Source organism: Aquitalea sp. LB_tupeE, assembly GCF_013391415.1.
Classification (GTDB): Bacteria; Pseudomonadota; Gammaproteobacteria; order Burkholderiales; family Chromobacteriaceae; genus Aquitalea.
Genome location: NZ_JACAXB010000020.1, coordinates 92,129 through 105,814 on the forward strand (window position 1 = coordinate 92,129; position 13,686 = coordinate 105,814).

A 13,686-nucleotide genomic window follows, 5' to 3' on the forward strand; every position below is an offset into this window, starting at 1 on the left:
CCGGGCTCCGCTACGCTCTACTCGCCACTCCCCATTCCCTTCTCAGGAAGTGCACGCTCAACATGAAACTTGTCATCCTGGATCGCGACGGTGTCATCAATGAAGACCGCGATGATTTCGTCAAGAACACCATGGAATGGGTACCGCTGCCGCACAGTCTGGAAGCGATAGCCAACCTGACCCAGGCGGGCTGGCGCGTGGTGGTGGCCACCAATCAGTCCGGCCTGGCCCGTGGCCTGTTCGATGTGCATGCGCTCAACGCCATGCATGAGAAGATGCACCGTCTGGTGGGTCAGACTGGTGGCCGCATCGATGCCGTAGCCTACTGCCCGCACGGGCCGGATCACGGCTGTGAATGCCGTAAGCCCCTGCCGGGCATGGTGCTGGAGCTGGCCGAGCGTTTCAATGTCAAATTGCAAGGCCTGCCGCTGATTGGCGACAGCCTGCGCGATCTGGAATCGGTGGCGGCGGTTGGCGGTCAGCCCATTCTGGTACGTACCGGCAAAGGCATGAAAACCCTGGAAAAGGGCGGCTTGCCCGAAGGCACGCTGGTGTTCGACGACCTGTTTGACGCCGCAGAACACCTGATCAATTCCTGAAGTGGTTTGTTGTGAGGCTGAATTAACCCATGATCTGGATTCGTAACCTGATTTACTGGCTGTTACTGCTGATTGTCACGCCGCTGTGCTTTCTGGGCCTGTTCATTGCTGCGCCGTTGCCGCGCCGTACCCGCCATGTGTTTGGCGAGAGCTGGGCCAAGATCATGCTGTGGCTGCTGGTGCATGTGGTGGGACTGAAATACAAGGTCATCGGCGCGGAAAACATGCCGTCCGTCCCCTCCATCATCTGTTCCAAGCACCAGTCCGGCTGGGAAACCCTGGCCTTGCAGAAAATCTTCCCTTCGCAGATTTACGTGGCCAAGCGCGAGCTGTTGTGGCTGCCCTTCTTCGGCTGGGGCCTGGCCTTGATGAACCCGATTGCCATCAACCGTTCCGACCGTGCCCGTGCCAATGACCGCATGCTCAAGCAGGGGCTGGAGCGCAAGAAACACGGCTTCTGGATTACCGTGTTTCCGGAAGGCACGCGTACCAAGCCGGGCGTGGCTGGCAAGTACAAGCATGGTGCGGCACGCATGTCGCGCCAGCTGGACATGCCGCTGGTGCCGGTGGCACACAATGCCGGCGAATTCTGGCCGCGTAATGCCTTTTTGAAATATCCGGGGGAGATCACCGTAGTGATTGGCCCGGCCATTTACCCGCAAGACGGTGTCGGCCCCGAAGCCATGACCCAGCAGGCGCAGCAGTGGATTGAAGCGCGCCAGCGGGAAATTGGCGGTGTCGGCCCCTTTGCCCATCCCGATGACAAGCGCCGCCGCCTGGACCGTCCTGCCGCTGCCTGAGGGCGCGGTGGATGTGCACCTGGTACGCCGGGTGCGCAAAAGCATTGGCATCCGCATTGCCGATGGCCGGGTGGAGCTGATTGCCCATCCGCGCGTCAGCCAGGCCCGTCTGCACGAAGTATTGCAGGCGCGGCGCGACTGGATTGCCCGCCATGTGGTGATGCAGCGGGAACAAAAACAGCAACTGGCCGATCTGACAGGCTTGACCTTGCTGGGACGGCCCATCAGCCTGCAGCGGGTAACCGGAGTGCGGCGCAGCGCCAGGCTGGAAGGCGATGTATTGCAAGTCTCCGGCGTAGCGCCGGATGACGAGACTGGCCTGCAGGCCGTGGTATCCGCCTGGCTCAAGCGCCAGGCCCAGCTGCTGTTTGCCCAGCGCATGGCGCAGATGCAGTCACACTGCCCGCGCCCACCCGGCAAACTTTCGCTGTCATCCGCCCGTACCCGCTGGGGGAGTTGTACCGCGCGGGGCGATATCCGCCTTAACTGGCGACTGGTGCAGGCCCCGCTCGCCATCATCGATTATGTGCTGGCCCACGAGCTGGCGCATTTGCAGCACATGAACCATTCGGCGGCCTTCTGGCAGGAAACCGCCCGCCTGTTTCCCGATTGGCAAAACGCACGTCATTGGTTGAAACAACAGGGCAGTAGCCTGTTCCGCTTTGGTTGACCCTGAGCCAGATCCGGTGCAACGGGTCAGCCGGTGGCAGCCGCCCTTACATCACACAGGAGTCCACAACATGCAATTTCTGCACACCATGCTGCGTGTCGGTAATCTGGAACGTTCGCTGGCTTTTTATCAAGACGTGCTGGGCATGCGCCTGTTGCGCCGTCAGGATTACCCGGAAGGCCGCTTCACCCTGGCCTTTGTCGGCTACGGTGACGAAGCCGACCATACCGTGCTGGAACTGACCCACAACTGGGATACCGACAGCTATGAGCTGGGCAACGCCTTCGGCCATATCGCTATCGGGGTGGAAGATGCCTATCAGGCCTGTGATGCGGTGCGCGCCAAGGGTGGCAAGGTAGTGCGCGAGGCTGGCCCGATGAAACACGGCACCACGGTGATTGCTTTCGTGGAAGACCCGGACGGTTATAAGATCGAGTTCATCCAGAAGGGCAGTCTGTAGGCTTTCAGATTATTGACACCCTCTTCTCGCTTTCTGAAAGGAAAGCGAGGCTCCTTCTTCAATTGGCAAGGCAAGGGCGGGGGGATTGGGATTAGATGGGAAGGCTGCGGAATTAACCACTTAGTCGGAAGGCCCGGCTTTGCCGGGTCCAATGCCGTCGCATCAATACTTTGTCAGCAGCCTGGCCGCCTGTAAGGCTTCCGGCTGCATGGCCCGCGCGGTCGGGCAATAAGGGGCCGGAGACGCTGTTCCGGCCTTTTTCATGTGTACGCGGTATTCACGGAGCTTCAATGCCTAACGCACTGCGCTATCTGTTTTTCCTGCCGCTGTTGACCCTGCCTGCACTGGCGCAGGCTGCCGATCTGGATGGCAGCACGCTCAGCCTGGCCTGGGTGCTGCCTTTTGCCGGCATCCTGCTGTCCATTGCCTTGTTCCCCATTTTTGCGCCGGGCTTCTGGCATCACCATTTCGGCAAGATCACCGCCTGCTGGACGGTATTGTTCCTGCTGCCGTTTACCGCCAGCTTTGGCGCAGGCAGTGCCATCAGCCTGATCGTGCATGCGCTGGTGGCCGAGTACATTCCCTTCATCATGCTGCTGCTGGCGCTGTATACGGTGTCGGGTGGCATTCTGGTGGGCGGCAGCCTGCATGGTTCGCCCAGGGTCAATACCACCATTCTGGCCATCGGCACGGCGCTGGCTTCCATCATGGGCACTACCGGGGCGGCCATGTTGCTGATTCGCCCTTTGCTGAAGGCCAATGACAACCGCAAGCACCGGGTGCATGTGGTGGTGTTTTTCATTTTCCTGGTGGCCAATGTCGGCGGCGGTCTGACGCCGTTGGGCGACCCGCCGCTGTTTCTGGGCTTCCTCAAGGGCGTGACATTCGGCTGGACCTTCCAGCACATGCTGCTGCCGGTACTGACCCTGTCTGCCGCCTTGTTGCTGGTGTTCTTTTTGCTGGACAGCCATTTTTACCGCCGTGAGGACGAAGAATTCAAGCCGCATCAAGATCAACCACTGCGGCTGTATGGCAAGCGTAATTTCTTCTTGTTGGCCGGTGTGGTGGGGGCGGTGCTGCTGTCCGGTTTCTGGCAGCCGGGCATTCATCTGGAAGTGGCCGGTGTACATGCCGAGCTGCAAAACCTGGTGCGTGACGGGCTGTTGTTATTGCTGGCGCTGGCTTCTTTATTGCTGACACCAAAGCAGGTACGGGCCGGTAATGAATTCAACTGGGACCCGATTCTGGAAGTGGGCAAGCTGTTTGCCGGCATCTTCATCACCATAGGCCCGGCCATTGCCATCTTGCGTGCCGGTAGCAGCGGCCAGTTGGCGGCGCTGGTGCATGCGGTATCCGGGGCAGATGGCCAGCCGGCGAATGCCATGTATTTCTGGATGACCGGGCTGCTATCCAGCTTCCTGGACAATGCCCCCACCTATCTGGTGTTTTTCAATCTGGCGGATGGCAATGCGGTGACGCTGATGGGGCCGCTGGCGCAAACCCTGCTGGCCATTTCCATGGGCGCGGTGTTCATGGGGGCCAATACCTATATCGGCAACGCCCCCAACTTCATGGTGAAAGCCATTGCCGAGCAGCGCGGCGTGGTCATGCCCAGCTTCTTTGCCTACATGCTGTGGTCTGGTGCGGTGCTGATGCCGCTGTTTGTGCTGCTGACCTGGCTGTTTTTCTGAAGCAAAAACGGCGAGCCTCCACCCAGGAGACTCGCCGTGACATCAATGCGGTTTGATGCTGCCCTGTGGTGGCGTGGCGGACAGCGCCTCATCCCACACATGTTTGGGAATATGCGATTGCAGGTATTCCACCGCTTTTTCCAGCAAGTCCTCATGCAGTTGATGGCCGACGAATGGCTCGATTTCAGCGGTCACATCGCCCCCCAGCGCAATCAGGTGCTCGGCTGCCCGCACGCTGTGCACATACGGAATCACCGGGTCGGCCTTGCCATGGAACAGGTGGATGGTGGTGTGCGGCAGTGCACGTTCAGGCAGGCTGGCAAAGCGACCGCTGAACGCCAGCACCCGGCTGGCCAGCGCCGGGTAGGCGACCGCAGCTTCCAGCGCCATGATGGCACCCTGGCTGAAACCCAATAGCGCGGTGGCGGCATGGCCCAGGCCGCTTTGCTGCTGCCAGTACTCCACGGCAGCGACAAAGCGAGGCAGGGCGGTGGCTACCCGTTGCAAGCGGTTTTCCTCGGTGACGCCTTGTACCGAAAACCACTGGAAACCCTGACCCAGATCACTCTCATCCGCCCCGGCCACGCTGACAATCAGCGCTTGCGGAAAGCTTTTGCCCAGATAGCGTCCCAGTTCGGCCATGCTTTCCGGGCTGCCACCCACGCCATGGAACAGCAACATCAGTTGTACTGGGCTGGCCGGTTGTTGAATCACGATATCGTGGCGCATCTGTTTTCTCCTGATCTGCCGGCCCGTTTGCCAAAAGTGTCCGGCTGGAATGATGAGCGGGCCATGGGCCGCGTGTGAACAGAGTGAAATATAAGGCCAATGCAGCGTTATAATAGCTCCCTCGCGGTTAACACAGCATTCACTCACATGCACATCCACATTCTGGGCATTTGCGGCACCTTCATGGGCGGCATTGCTGCCATTGCCAAGCAGGCCGGCCACACCGTCACCGGTTGCGATGCCAACGTCTATCCTCCGATGAGCACCCAGCTGGAGTCCATGGGCATTACCCTGACCCAGGGTTTCGGGGCCGAACAGCTGGAACTGGGGGCCGACATGTATGTGATTGGTAATGTCGTCACCCGCGGTAAGCCCTTGATGGAAGAAATCCTCAATCGCGGCCTGCCGTATATCTCCGGCCCGCAATGGCTGGCGGAAAATGTGCTGCACGACAAATGGGTGCTGGCAGTGGCCGGTACCCATGGCAAAACCACCACCAGCTCCATGCTGGCGTGGATTCTGGAAGACGCCGGTCTGGCTCCGGGTTTTCTGATTGGCGGCATTCCGCAGAACTTTGGCGTCTCTGCCCGCCTGCCCGGTGCGCCGACGCAGGACCCGGCCAGCCGCAGCCCTTTCTTTGTGATCGAGGCGGACGAATACGATACCGCCTTCTTCGACAAGCGTTCCAAGTTTGTCCATTACCGGCCGCGTACTGCCATCCTGAATAATCTGGAATACGATCATGCGGACATCTTCGCTGATCTGGCTGCCATCGAAACACAATTCCATCACATGGTGCGCACCATCCCGGCGCAGGGCCTGATTGTCAGCAATGGCCGCGAGGCCAGCCTGAGCCGCGTGCTGGAGCGTGGCTGCTGGACGCCGGTAGAGACGTTTGGTATCGAATCTGGCTGGCAAGCGGGCGAGCCGGATGCCCATGGCCACTTCGATGTGCTGCTGCATGGCCTGCAGCAAGGCCGGGTGGAGTGGACGCTGATGGGCGAGCACAACCGCCTGAATGCGGTGGCCGCCATTGCCGCCGCTCGCCACGCCGGGGTGGCCGTACGTGATGCCATTGCCGCGCTGGCACGCTTTGACAACGTAAAGCGCCGCATGGAAGTGCGCGGCAAGGTGGCTGGTGTCACCGTGTATGACGACTTTGCCCATCACCCCACTGCCATTGCCACCACGCTGGAAGGCTTGCGTCGCCATGTGGGTGACGCACGCATTCTGGCGGTGCTGGAGCCGCGCTCCAACACCATGAAGCTGGGCACCATGAAGGATGCGCTGCCCGCCTCGCTGGTGCTGGCCGACCGGGTGTTCTGCTCGGCAGCCGGCCTCAACTGGAGCCCGGCTGAAGCCTTGCTGCCGATGGGCGACAAGGCGGAGACTTTCGATCAGCTGGATGCGCTCATCGCCGCCATTCTGGCTGAAGCCCGCAGTGGCGATCATATCCTGGTGATGAGTAACGGTGGTTTTGGCGGCATACACCAGAAACTGCTGGATGGTTTGCAAAAGGCTCAGGCACACTAGGCGCTGACTACCAAACCGGAGCCCATCATGCCAGACAGCGCACACTGGTTAACCTTTTCCCTGCTGGCTTTGGGCATGGTGCTGACGCCCGGTCCCAATATGGCTTACCTGTTGTCTCGCTCTATCTGTCAGGGGCGCCGTGCAGGTATGGTTTCGCTGGCGGGAGTCGGCGCAGGCTTCTTGTGCTACATGTTGTGCGCCGCGCTTGGCATCAGTGCCTTGTTGCTGGCCGTGCCCCTTGCCTATGACGTACTGCGGCTGGCCGGTGCCGCCTATTTGTTTTACCTCGCCTTGCAGGCGCTCAAGCCCGGCGGCCATTCGCCGTTTGCGGTGCGCCAATTACCACCGGATAGTCCGCGCAAGCTGTTTGCCATGGGTTTGTTTACCAATTTGCTCAATCCCAAGGTCGCTGTGATGTATTTGTCCTTGCTGCCACAGTTCATCAACCCACTACAAGGCAGCGTGTTATCCCAGTCCTTGCTGCTGGGCTGCAGTCAGATTGCCATCAGCTTGCTGGTGAATGCGCTATTGATTTTGCTGGCCGGCCGGATGGCAGCGTTTCTGGCTGGCAGGCCGCTGTTTTTGCAGTTACAGCGCTGGCTGATGGGCGGCGTGCTGGGGCTGATGGCTGTGCATCTGGCTCGGCAGGGACAGCGCTAACGCTTCAGGCCAGGCGGCTGATCTGGTTGCTGCCGGCCTGTCTGGCTTGTTCCAGCGCGCTGTCCACGCGCTGGAGCATGGCATTGGGGGCGGTTTCAGCCACCCGCAATGCACTCAGGCCGATACAGACTTCTGCCTGGCATTCCCTTGCCTGATGGCGATATACCAGTTGGCCCAGTGTTTGCTGCAGGCGTTGCGCCACTCCCTGCGCGCCATCCAGGCTGGTATTGGGCATTAACACCAGAAATTTGTCTTCCTGTTGGCGTGCCACCTGATCACTGTCGCGTGTTCCTTGCATGCACAGGCTGCCAGCCAGACGTAACAACTGGCGCCGGGTGGTGTTGTCATCCGGCGGTGGCAGATTGACAACTTGCACCAGCATGCTGGCGAGTGCACCGCCATAGCGACGGATGCGACCGGTTTCGGCATGGGCGTTACTCAAGAGCTGCGGGATGCTGACCGCGCCCATGAGCTGGTCATCTTCCAGCTGGTTTGATGTGCCCTGGTTCATGCTTTTCAACATATTGAGCGCGCGCTGTAGCAGTTCGTGTTCCAGCTTGATCAACTGGTGCATCAACTGGCTTTCGCTGCGGTCGCTAAAACTGATGACCAGGCTGGTTTGGTCCGCCAGCAGCACTTCACGCAATGACAGTTGCACGTCGAGCGCCCTGCCATTGGCGCTGATCAAGCGAAAGGGCAGGTTGTAGATCATGCCTTGCTGGTCGAGCAGATTACGCAGGGCGCTGCTGTCCTCTGCCTGTGGCAGGAATTGGCTGAACGGACTGCCTGGCAGCTTGGGGTGAGGCGTTGCCAGCAAAATGGCAGCCAGCTGGTTGGCGGCGATGATCAGGCCGTTTTCCGGCTTTACCAGTAACAAGCCACCCTGTACGGTGTCGATTAGCGTTTGGAGGGTAAACGGGCTGGCCATGGCGACATCCTTGCATAAGGGCGTGGTGCCGGGCAGTCCAGTCTATTCCACTTTCCCGCCCATTGCAGCGGAATGCAGCGGGGTGGTTTCAGCGTTCCAGAATGGCCCGGCGATGTCGGCGAAACACCCAGCGTTCCCATAAGGGCTGGGTCTGTTCGTCTTGCGGCAGCTGCAAGCGGGCAATGATGGCGTAGGATTCGTCGGGAGTGGGGTGCTGATCTTCGATATGCGCCGCCAGAAACAACATCAGCGCCGAATCGGGATTGGGCATCAGGGCAATCTGCACCGTATCGCCCACCCGCCAGGGGTGGTCGGACACCCAGGCGATGCTGTCCAGTCCCAGTCGGCAGGGGGTGAGCGGCGGGCGGTCCGGATGATGGCCTAGCAGGGCGATTTCCAGCGCCAGGTCCAGTTTGGCTTCCAGACGCATCAGCATCGGGTCCGGTTCTTCAGGCGTCTCGCTCGGTGCTGCCAGCACCCGCAGCGCCAGCCGGGTTTCGCGCTGGCGTGCAGCAGAGCACTGCGCGTCGTTCAGCAACTGCACCTGCAAGGGCAGGTGGGCATCAAAGCTGGCACTGTCCAGCGCGGGCAGCAGGTGCATGGTGATCTCCCGGTGAAAACGTAATCAGGCAAACAGCTTGGCCACGCCGTCCAGCCCCACGACATTGATGGCGACATCGGCCTTGTCCTGCACTACCGGCTTGGCACGGTAAGCCACGCCTACGCCGGCTTCGCCCAGCATCAGCAGGTCGTTGGCACCGTCGCCCATGGCAATCACCTGTTCCGGACGCAAGCCCAGTTCGCTGCGTTTTTCGATCAGCAGGCGCTGTTTGGCGGCGGCATCGACAATGTCTCCCACCACGCGGCCGGTCAGCTTGCCATCCACCACTTCCAGCTGGTTGGCGTAAGCATAGTCCAGTCCAAGTTGCTGTTTCAGCCGCTCGGTAAAGAAGGTGAAACCGCCGGAAACCAGCATGAAGCGGATGCCGTGTTCCTTGCAGTGGGCCAGTAGTTTTTCCGCACCGGGGCTTAGTTGCAGGCGCTCCTGGTAAACCTTTTCCAGCGCGCCTTCCGACAGGCCTGCCAGCAAGGCCACCCGTTCGCGCAGCGAGGCGGAAAAGTCCAGTTCGCCACGCATCGAGCGTTCGGTAATGGCGGCTACTTGTGGCTTGATGCCTTGCATGTCGGCAATTTCATCAATGCATTCTATGGTGATCAGCGTTGAGTCCATATCGGACACCAACAGGCCGAAGTCCGCCAGTTTCAGGCTGCTGTCGACAAAGGCAAAGTCATAGCCCAGGGTCTGGCAGCAGGCGCTGATGGCATCGCGGCTGGCCGGGTCGGCGTCGGCCAGTCTGGCCACCTCCGGGCTGGGCTGCTGGATGCTGCTGGCACCGGCCAGTGTGGCCAGTTCCTGCAGTTCGCGGCTGTCGAGGCGGGGGGATTGAATGACGAGGGTGATGGACATGGGCTTACAAGCAGTCTGATGGGCAATACGTCATTATGCCACTTGCAGGCCGACAGCCGGAATGGGGATGTGCCCCCTTCCGGCGCTGTGGCTTCAATGTCCTGCGCGACGTAGACGCCAGCGTTGCCAGGCGGCATCCAGCGACAGGCCGCCGGGGCCGAAGGCAAACAGTGCCAGCAGCAACATGCCCCAGTAAAGATGGAACTGGCGGGTGACATCGGTCAGGCCGGGATAGCTGATCACCGCCATCAGGTTGACCACAAACAGCCCGGCGGCGGCAAAGCGGCCAAACAGCCCGATGGCCAGCAGGCTGGAAAACACGGTTTCTCCCAAGGTTCCCATCACCGCAGCCAGCGCAGGTGGCAGTAAGGGGACGTGGTATTCCTCGGTAAACAGCAAGACGGTGGTGTCCCAGTCATCCAGCTTGGTCAGACCGGATTTGAAAAACACATTGGCAATCCACAGTCGGAACAACAGCAGCACCAGTGGGCGGGCGCTATGGCTGGCTTGGTCGAACAGCCGCTGCAGTGGCAGCAGTTTTTGTCTGAGAGCGTTCATGGTCGGTCTCCCTTGCGGCAGGCAAGCCGCGCCCCTCCGCCACACGGACGGATGCAGGGCTTTTGTGCTGGGTTAAAGATGGAATTCGGTGATCAGGCCGTCGGTGAACAAGTGCAGCAGCGCCGCTTGCAGGTCAAAATCCGCCTCGGCCTGCAAGGCTTGTTCAGCAGCCTGGCCCAGTGTTTCGCCCTGTTGCAGGCTGTGCAGCAGCGCGGCCATGCCGGGGCTCAGTAGCGTAACGCCGACACGGCCCGCATTACGCTGCACCAGCGCGGCTTCGCCGCCAGCATCCAGATTGACCTCAAGAGCGTGTCCCGGCTGATGGCCTTGCCAGATGCCGACAATCGGCCAGGGAGAGCTCAACACGGTGCAGCTGTCAGGCAGACGGAACTGCAATGCACCGTAGTGTTCGGCTGCCACGCCGGTCAGCGCCACGGCAGTCAGTGCTTGTTGGTCGATGGCGTAATAGCTGCGGTGTACTGCCCATTCCAGCCGGGCCACATCGGCCAGATAAGGCAGGGTTTGTGCCGGTGGAAAACCTTGCAGGAAGTCGCCAAACAGGCCGCCGTATTCATGCAGGTTGCCGCTGAGCGAGGCGTTGCGCTTGCTATATTCCCGTGCCAGTCCGGTAAAAAACTCCTCGCCGACGATTTGCCCGCAAACCGGATAAATCATTTTCAGGGTGTCCATCAGACCAAGCCGGTAGTTGTTGCGGTAGACCGCCAGTCCTGCTGCATCCAGGCCCAGTGTGTCATCCGGCGGTTGCTCTTGACGGGCAATCAGCTCCAGTAGCGCTGTCTGCCAGCGTGCTTCAGGCGTCATGGTGCGCTCCTTGCAGGATGCTGTCGGCCTTGGCCGCCTCGGCTTGCAGCGTATCCAGCGGCGGAATGTCCAGATCCCACTCGATCAGTGTCGGGCGTGGGCCCAGCTTTTCAATTACTTGGGCATACAGCTGCCACACACCGGGGTGTACCGGCTGGCTGTGGGTATCCACCAGCATGCCGTCGCGCTCGCTATAGCCTGCCAGATGGATTTCACCAATTGCAGCCGCGGGCAGGGCGGCCAGTACCGCCTGCACATCGGTACCGAGATTCTCCCCGTTGACGTACAGATTGTTAACGTCAAGCAGCAGGCCACAGCCGGTACGTGCCACCAGTTCGGCCAGAAACTCGCCTTCGTTCATCTCGTTGCCGGGGTATTCGACATAGCTGGACAGGTTTTCCAGCAAGATGGCACGGCCCAGCAGCTCCTGGGTTTCCGCCACATGGCTGGCAATCACCTCCAGTGCGGCGCGGGTGTAAGGAATGGGTAGCAGGTCGTTCACATAACGTTGGGCACTGTGGTTGAAGGACAGGTGTTCCGACACCGCGGATGGCTGGATGGCATCCACCAGCCGCTTGAGCGCGGCCAGATGTTTCCCGTCCGGGCGTACCAGCGAGCCCAGCCCCAGGCCCACGCCGTGCAGCGACAGCGGATAGTGTTCCGCCACCCGTTGCAGCATGGCCAGCGGCATGCCGCCATCGAAGAAGTTTTCACTGTGAACCTCCACCCAGCCCAGCGGTGGCAGGGTGTCCAGCACCTGGCGATAGTGGGGGGCGCGCAGGCCTATGCCGGCAACAGCGGGGAGGGTGGAGTGGCTCATGGTTCAGCTTCTGTGATCAGGATTCAGAAAACGAGCGGCCTGGCTTACTTGGCCAGCTTGCCGCCCATTTTCTCGCAGCTGCCCTTGGCGACGTATTTCCAGTCGCCCGGGTCTTTGTCCTTGGTGGCCTGGCCGGCGCAGGAGTGGGCACCGGAGGCGCAGTCGTTCTTGCCAGCCTGGGCAATGCCGAAACATTTTTCCTTTTCTGCGGCGGCAGCCGGGGTGGCGCTAAGCGCGCCCATGGCGACAACGGCACCCAGGGCGGAAGCGAGCAGGGCTTTGGAAGCATTCATGGTGGTTCTCCTGAAAAAACAGTTGTTGTGCTGGGGTGGCACGGTGCATGCCCGTGCCTGTGGTTTGCAAGCTTGAATAGACTGCTTATTGTTTCATTGGTGCCATGGTATTGCCACCCATCTGTTGGCAGCTGCCCTTGGCCACCAGCTTCCAGTCGCCCGGGTCCTTGTCCACCATGGCCTGGCCTTTGCAGCCGTGTGCGCCGGTGGCGGAGGCACAGTCGTTCATGCCGGCCATGGCCACGCCGTAACATTTTTCCTGTTCTGCTGCCTGGGCAGGCGCGGCAGTCAGGGCGGCCAGGGTAACTACAGCGCCCATGGCGGAAGCAAGCAGAGTTTTGGAAGTGTTCATGTCAATCTCCTGTCGGGGGTAGCGGCAAATGCCGGGTTTCAGGAGTCAGTCGCACGGGCTGGGGCTTTCTTACACACTGGCGAAAAATATTTTGAAATTATCTGCATTTCGCTGCCATTGGCTGCCGTTGCCATAATTTCAATGCTGATTACGCCGACCTGCTGCGTGACTGTCTCTGCAGCATCTGTCGACGCCACTGGCACTTTCTTACACGTGCAGGCAAAAAAAATCGGGCGACTGTGCACCCGATGGTTTGACGCGATGGACAGTAGCGCGCCGCAGCAGGCTTGAGCCGTGCTCAGCGGATATTCACCACCTTGTGGGTCTGTACTGACAAACGCCAGCGCGGATGCGCCATGCAGTAAGCAATGGCGGCGCGGGTATTGGCCGCCAGCTCCGGCCCGTCCATCGGCTGCAAATAGCGGGTGTCAAATTGCAAATGGGCGACAGTTTCCGGCAACTGGGTGGCTTGCGGGTAGACCAGCTTCAGCTCATTGCCGCTGGTTTGCAGCAGAGGCGCGCCTGCCTTGGGGCTGACGCAGATCCAGTCGATACCGGCCGGGGCGGCGATGGTGCCATTGGTTTCCACCGCGATTTCAAAACCCTCGGCATGCAGGGCGTCAATCAACTCGGCATCCAGTTGCAAGAGCGGCTCACCGCCGGTGCACACCACATAGGGCGTGCCGCCGCTACCTGCTGGCCACTGGCTGGCAATACGGGCGGCCAGTTCGGCAGCGCTGGCAAACTTGCCGCCATCCGGGCCGGTGCCGACAAAGTCGGTATCACAGAACTGGCATACCGCCTTGCTGCGGTCTTCCTCGCGGCCAGACCACAAATTACAGCCGCTAAAGCGGCAGAACACCGCAGCACGGCCAGCTTGGCGGCCTTCACCCTGCAAGGTGTAGAAGATTTCCTTTACCGTGTACATGGTCATTCCCCTTGCAGCAGCGGCCAGCGCATATCGTCATGGAACAGCAGCGACACACCCTGATGGGCATTTTCCATCAGGTCGATGCGGGCCAGTTCCGGCACCAGCGGCGACAGATGGGCATGCACCCATTCGGCCACCGATTGGCTGTGGCCGTCGCGCACGCCGGCCAGCTTGTCCAGCGGGTTGTGGTCCAGTTGGCGGTAGATAGGCTTGAAACGGTCTTTCACATCGCCAAAGTCCAACAGCCAGCCCATGGTGCGGTCCAGGCTGCCGGTGAGCATCAGCCGCACCAGATAGCTGTGGCCGGTGTAGTTGCCATGGCTGTCGAAGGGTACCGCGCTTTCAAAGCGTTGTTCCTTCCAGATGCGGAAG

General features: G+C 60.6%; 18 protein-coding genes. 7 read left to right on the plus strand and 11 right to left on the minus strand.

The genetic code is table 11. From position 1 onward, the window contains the following. The first annotated feature begins 62 nt into the window (after nt 1-62). The 5 genes from gmhB (at nt 63) to HWX34_RS11790 (ending at nt 4,220) form a co-directional block, all read left to right on the plus strand. Complete coding sequence (gene gmhB / locus HWX34_RS11770; RefSeq protein ID WP_178972416.1) at nt 63-599, plus strand: D-glycero-beta-D-manno-heptose 1,7-bisphosphate 7-phosphatase; 537 nt, start codon at nt 63-65, stop codon at nt 597-599. 29 nt (nt 600-628) lie between these two features. Then, nucleotides 629-1,399: a 1-acyl-sn-glycerol-3-phosphate acyltransferase gene (locus HWX34_RS11775; protein WP_178972417.1), complete on the plus strand. Its 771-nt coding sequence runs from the start codon at nt 629-631 to the stop codon at nt 1,397-1,399. Beyond that, nucleotides 1,359-2,069: a M48 family metallopeptidase gene (locus tag HWX34_RS11780; protein WP_178972418.1), complete on the plus strand. Its 711-nt coding sequence runs from the start codon at nt 1,359-1,361 to the stop codon at nt 2,067-2,069. Before HWX34_RS11775 ends, HWX34_RS11780 begins: the two co-directional genes overlap by 41 nt. A gap of 70 nt (nt 2,070-2,139) precedes the next feature. Further along, the gene (gloA, locus tag HWX34_RS11785; protein WP_062787566.1) at nt 2,140-2,529 is read left to right on the plus strand and encodes a lactoylglutathione lyase; all 390 of its coding nucleotides are present in this window, start codon (nt 2,140-2,142) and stop codon (nt 2,527-2,529) included. A 290-nt stretch (nt 2,530-2,819) separates the two neighbouring features. Beyond that, a complete protein-coding gene (locus tag HWX34_RS11790) occupies nt 2,820-4,220 on the plus strand; it encodes a sodium:proton antiporter (protein WP_178972419.1) in 1,401 nt (466 codons plus the stop codon). A gap of 42 nt (nt 4,221-4,262) precedes the next feature. Here HWX34_RS11790 and ypfH read toward each other — a convergent pair whose 3' ends face one another. Beyond that, entirely contained in the window at nt 4,263-4,949 is a 687-nt protein-coding gene (gene ypfH / locus HWX34_RS11795) for an esterase (RefSeq protein ID WP_178972420.1), read from the minus strand. A gap of 147 nt (nt 4,950-5,096) precedes the next feature. On the opposite strand from ypfH, the gene mpl reads away from it, so the two are divergent. Next, nucleotides 5,097-6,482, plus strand: coding sequence for a UDP-N-acetylmuramate:L-alanyl-gamma-D-glutamyl-meso-diaminopimelate ligase (gene mpl, locus HWX34_RS11800; RefSeq protein WP_178972421.1), 1,386 nt, complete (start codon nt 5,097-5,099; stop codon nt 6,480-6,482). Between the two features lie 27 nt (nt 6,483-6,509). Beyond that, entirely contained in the window at nt 6,510-7,142 is a 633-nt protein-coding gene (locus HWX34_RS11805) for a LysE family translocator (RefSeq protein ID WP_178972422.1), read from the plus strand. 4 nt (nt 7,143-7,146) lie between these two features. Here HWX34_RS11805 and HWX34_RS11810 read toward each other — a convergent pair whose 3' ends face one another. The 10 genes from HWX34_RS11810 to HWX34_RS21485 all read right to left on the minus strand — a co-directional run bounded on the left by HWX34_RS11810 (nt 7,147) and on the right by HWX34_RS21485 (nt 13,679). Then, nucleotides 7,147-8,070, minus strand: a complete 924-nt coding sequence (locus HWX34_RS11810) for a PAS domain-containing protein (RefSeq protein ID WP_178972423.1) — start codon at nt 8,068-8,070, stop codon at nt 7,147-7,149. Nucleotides 8,071-8,158: 88 nt separating this feature from the next. After that, on the minus strand, nt 8,159-8,671 hold the full coding sequence (locus HWX34_RS11815) for a PilZ domain-containing protein (RefSeq protein WP_178972424.1): 513 nt from the start codon (nt 8,669-8,671) through the stop codon (nt 8,159-8,161). Nucleotides 8,672-8,695: 24 nt separating this feature from the next. After that, nucleotides 8,696-9,538, minus strand: a complete 843-nt coding sequence (serB, locus tag HWX34_RS11820; RefSeq protein WP_178972425.1) for a phosphoserine phosphatase SerB — start codon at nt 9,536-9,538, stop codon at nt 8,696-8,698. A gap of 93 nt (nt 9,539-9,631) precedes the next feature. Continuing rightward, nucleotides 9,632-10,096 carry a DoxX family protein gene (locus tag HWX34_RS11825; protein WP_178972426.1) on the minus strand — a complete coding sequence of 155 codons (465 nt, stop codon included), beginning with the start codon at nt 10,094-10,096 and terminating at the stop codon, nt 9,632-9,634. Nucleotides 10,097-10,168: 72 nt separating this feature from the next. Next, entirely contained in the window at nt 10,169-10,918 is a 750-nt protein-coding gene (locus HWX34_RS11830) for a DNA-binding domain-containing protein (protein WP_178972427.1), read from the minus strand. Next, nucleotides 10,908-11,738: a DUF692 domain-containing protein gene (locus HWX34_RS11835; protein WP_178972428.1), complete on the minus strand. Its 831-nt coding sequence runs from the start codon at nt 11,736-11,738 to the stop codon at nt 10,908-10,910. Before HWX34_RS11835 ends, HWX34_RS11830 begins: the two co-directional genes overlap by 11 nt. 44 nt (nt 11,739-11,782) lie before the next feature. Then, nucleotides 11,783-12,031 (minus strand): DUF2282 domain-containing protein, encoded by a 249-nt coding sequence (locus HWX34_RS11840; protein ID WP_178972429.1) that lies wholly within the window; start codon nt 12,029-12,031, stop codon nt 11,783-11,785. An 85-nt stretch (nt 12,032-12,116) separates the two neighbouring features. Then, nucleotides 12,117-12,383, minus strand: coding sequence for a DUF2282 domain-containing protein (locus tag HWX34_RS11845; RefSeq protein WP_178972430.1), 267 nt, complete (start codon nt 12,381-12,383; stop codon nt 12,117-12,119). Nucleotides 12,384-12,681: 298 nt separating this feature from the next. After that, nucleotides 12,682-13,311 carry a 7-carboxy-7-deazaguanine synthase gene (queE, locus tag HWX34_RS11850; protein ID WP_255496687.1) on the minus strand — a complete coding sequence of 210 codons (630 nt, stop codon included), beginning with the start codon at nt 13,309-13,311 and terminating at the stop codon, nt 12,682-12,684. Nucleotides 13,312-13,313: 2 nt separating this feature from the next. Continuing rightward, nucleotides 13,314-13,679, minus strand: coding sequence for a 6-carboxytetrahydropterin synthase (locus HWX34_RS21485; RefSeq protein ID WP_231960256.1), 366 nt, complete (start codon nt 13,677-13,679; stop codon nt 13,314-13,316). Between the last annotated feature and the right edge of the window lie 7 nt (nt 13,680-13,686).

Coding starts and splice junctions, on each gene's coding strand:
- gmhB (WP_178972416.1), top strand. CDS start 63: ATGAAACTTGTCATCCTGGATCGCGACGGTGTCATCAATGAAGACCGC.
- HWX34_RS11775 (WP_178972417.1), top strand. CDS start 629: ATGATCTGGATTCGTAACCTGATTTACTGGCTGTTACTGCTGATTGTC.
- HWX34_RS11780 (WP_178972418.1), top strand. CDS start 1,359: ATGACAAGCGCCGCCGCCTGGACCGTCCTGCCGCTGCCTGAGGGCGCG.
- gloA (WP_062787566.1), top strand. CDS start 2,140: ATGCAATTTCTGCACACCATGCTGCGTGTCGGTAATCTGGAACGTTCG.
- HWX34_RS11790 (WP_178972419.1), top strand. CDS start 2,820: ATGCCTAACGCACTGCGCTATCTGTTTTTCCTGCCGCTGTTGACCCTG.
- ypfH (WP_178972420.1), bottom strand. CDS start 4,949: ATGCGCCACGATATCGTGATTCAACAACCGGCCAGCCCAGTACAACTG.
- mpl (WP_178972421.1), top strand. CDS start 5,097: ATGCACATCCACATTCTGGGCATTTGCGGCACCTTCATGGGCGGCATT.
- HWX34_RS11805 (WP_178972422.1), top strand. CDS start 6,510: ATGCCAGACAGCGCACACTGGTTAACCTTTTCCCTGCTGGCTTTGGGC.
- HWX34_RS11810 (WP_178972423.1), bottom strand. CDS start 8,070: ATGGCCAGCCCGTTTACCCTCCAAACGCTAATCGACACCGTACAGGGT.
- HWX34_RS11815 (WP_178972424.1), bottom strand. CDS start 8,671: ATGCACCTGCTGCCCGCGCTGGACAGTGCCAGCTTTGATGCCCACCTG.
- serB (WP_178972425.1), bottom strand. CDS start 9,538: ATGTCCATCACCCTCGTCATTCAATCCCCCCGCCTCGACAGCCGCGAA.
- HWX34_RS11825 (WP_178972426.1), bottom strand. CDS start 10,096: ATGAACGCTCTCAGACAAAAACTGCTGCCACTGCAGCGGCTGTTCGAC.
- HWX34_RS11830 (WP_178972427.1), bottom strand. CDS start 10,918: ATGACGCCTGAAGCACGCTGGCAGACAGCGCTACTGGAGCTGATTGCC.
- HWX34_RS11835 (WP_178972428.1), bottom strand. CDS start 11,738: ATGAGCCACTCCACCCTCCCCGCTGTTGCCGGCATAGGCCTGCGCGCC.
- HWX34_RS11840 (WP_178972429.1), bottom strand. CDS start 12,031: ATGAATGCTTCCAAAGCCCTGCTCGCTTCCGCCCTGGGTGCCGTTGTC.
- HWX34_RS11845 (WP_178972430.1), bottom strand. CDS start 12,383: ATGAACACTTCCAAAACTCTGCTTGCTTCCGCCATGGGCGCTGTAGTT.
- queE (WP_255496687.1), bottom strand. CDS start 13,311: ATGTACACGGTAAAGGAAATCTTCTACACCTTGCAGGGTGAAGGCCGC.